Annotated in this window: 2 protein-coding genes; one reads left to right on the forward strand and one right to left on the reverse strand. The window is 69.3% G+C overall.

What is annotated here, in order from left to right; all coding sequences use genetic code 11:
• Window positions 1–24: 24 nt before the first annotated feature.
• Window positions 25–843: a glycerophosphodiester phosphodiesterase gene (locus D7V97_RS42550; RefSeq protein WP_120616218.1), complete on the reverse strand. Its 819-nt coding sequence runs from the start codon at window positions 841–843 to the stop codon at window positions 25–27.
• A 158-nt stretch (window positions 844–1,001) separates the two neighbouring features.
• Between D7V97_RS42550 and D7V97_RS42555 the strand changes: the two genes are divergently transcribed.
• Window positions 1,002–2,063, forward strand: a complete 1,062-nt coding sequence (locus D7V97_RS42555; RefSeq protein ID WP_120616219.1) for a hypothetical protein — start codon at window positions 1,002–1,004, stop codon at window positions 2,061–2,063.
• Window positions 2,064–2,156 lie beyond the last annotated feature (93 nt).

The raw sequence follows: 2,156 nt of genomic DNA on the forward strand, positions 1-2,156 counted from the left end.
GGGGCGGGACATGGAGGCCAAGGCTTAGCCCGGCTTTCCGGACGCGTCCATTCGCTGGCGGAGCAGGTCCGGCCGGTCCGTCATGATGCCGCCGACGCCCTCGCGGAGCAGCCGGTCCATCTCCGCCGGATCATCCACCGTCCACACGTTGATCCACTTGCCGCGCGAGGCCGCGGCCTCCAGCAGCGCGTCGTCCACCAGCCGCACCTCACCGAAGTACAGCGGCATGTCGAGCACCGTGTAGCGCGCGTCCTCCGGCGGCACCTCGCCGGCCTTGAGCGCGAGGACGAAGGCGGCCAGCGCATCCCGGGGATAGAAGTGGCACGCGTCCGGCAGCACCCGCACCAGCCGCTCCGCGATGGCGTCCTGTTCACTGCCCAGACAGACGCGGCCCAGCGCGGCCTCTTCGGTCAGCAGGCGTGCGAGCATGTCTTCGCCGCCCGGCACGTCTGGCTTGAGCTCCACGTTGAGGCGCAGGGACGGGAAGGCGCGCAGCACTTCGCGCAGGGTGGGCAGGCGCACGCCCCGGCCCCGAAAGGGAAAGGTGCGTCCCGCGTCCGGGCTGAAGTGATACCCGGCGTCCAGCTTCCGCAACTCCGCGAGCGTGAGTGCGGCGAGCGGGCCCGCTCCGTCGGTGCAGCGCTCCAGCGTGTCGTCGTGGGCGACGATGACCTCGCCGTCGCGCGACAGGTGCACGTCGAGCTCCAGCATGTCGGTGCGGTACGTCTCCACGGCGAGGCGGAAGGCCTCGAGCGTGTTCTCCGGAGCGACGAGCGCCCCGCCGCGGTGCGCAATGTGCAGCGTGGGCTTCAATCCCTGCAAGAAGCTGTCGCGGGCAAGCATTGATCCACCTATTCCTGAATTCATACCAATGTCACGGGCAGGGAGCCGGTCCGTTCCTTGCCGGCCCTGGTAGGCCGCCGGTATAAGGGCCTGAAACCTTTGCCCGACAGGCGTCGGACTTCAACAAGCGCGGCGCCTCCAACTCCGGAGACACTCGAATGGAACTGCGCAACAAGCTGGGCGCTGCGGCCCTCCTGGCTGCCACGGCGATGGCCTCACTGGCCGGCTGTGGTGGTCGTGACGACGATGACAACAAGGACGCGGGCCCCGGCTGTACGGGTGTCTGCAGCACGGACGCGGGCTCGGATGCCGGCACGGACGCGGGCACGACGGACGCGGGCACGGATGCCGGCTCGGGCATGACGATCGCCGCGGCGCGCAAGCTGTCGTTCGGCAGCAAGGCGACGCTGCGCAACGTGGTCGTCACGGGCGTGCACTACGAGAAGCTGAGCGATCAGGGCAACAGCTCCTGGCGCTCGTACTTCTGGGTGACGGATCCGGCCGCCCCGAAGGAAGGCCTGTTCATCCACAAGTTCTACACGGACACGCCGGACACGTACCACCCGCAGCTGGGCGACACGGTCGACATCGAGGGCTACTTCGGCACGGAGCCCAACTACGAGCCGTTCTCCGGCCGTCGTCACCACCTGGCCAACCAGCGCACGCCCGCCGTGCCGCTCGCCATCACCCCCAAGACGACCGACGCGGGCGTGGGCGGCCTGCCCCCGGCCAACGAGGTGACGGTCGAGCAGCTCACGGCTTCGCTCGACATGGCCCAGAACAGCGCGGCCTTCCTGGGCACGCGCGTGCACCTGGCGGGACCGCTGGCGCTCACCAATCCCCAGCCCGAGGCCCTGAAGCGCGTGGACAGCCTCACGGACGGGGGCTCCCTGTACTACGGCTTCGCGGTCGGCAACGGCATCCTCGTCTTCCACGACAAGACCCGTGACCGGTCCCTCACCGACGGTGGCGTGGACGTGAAGTGTGACTTCCAGAAGGCGGCCCTGGATGGCGGGGCGGTGACGTTCCCCAACGGCCTCAGCGGCGTCTGGGACACCTACACCTTCGCCCCCTGCAAGGACGGTGGCACGGACATCACGGGCTGCGGCGACAACGTCTCCGACAGCGGTGTGCCGGGCTCCACGAAGCCCTACACGTACACGATCATCCCGCAGGACTGCGCCGACCTGCCGGGCGAAGTGGCCCCTGCCGTGCCGTAGTCGTCAGCGATGACCGGACACGGGACGGGCTTCTCCCGTCCCGCCGTCTTCCACCGCCTCCCAGGGGTCCTCCCGTGGGGGGCGGTCGTGTTT

Origin of the sequence: Corallococcus sp. CA053C, assembly GCF_003611675.1 — a bacterium.
Lineage (GTDB): Bacteria > Myxococcota > Myxococcia > Myxococcales > Myxococcaceae > Corallococcus.

Coding starts and splice junctions, on each gene's coding strand:
- D7V97_RS42550 (WP_120616218.1), bottom strand. CDS start 843: ATGCTTGCCCGCGACAGCTTCTTGCAGGGATTGAAGCCCACGCTGCAC.
- D7V97_RS42555 (WP_120616219.1), top strand. CDS start 1,002: ATGGAACTGCGCAACAAGCTGGGCGCTGCGGCCCTCCTGGCTGCCACG.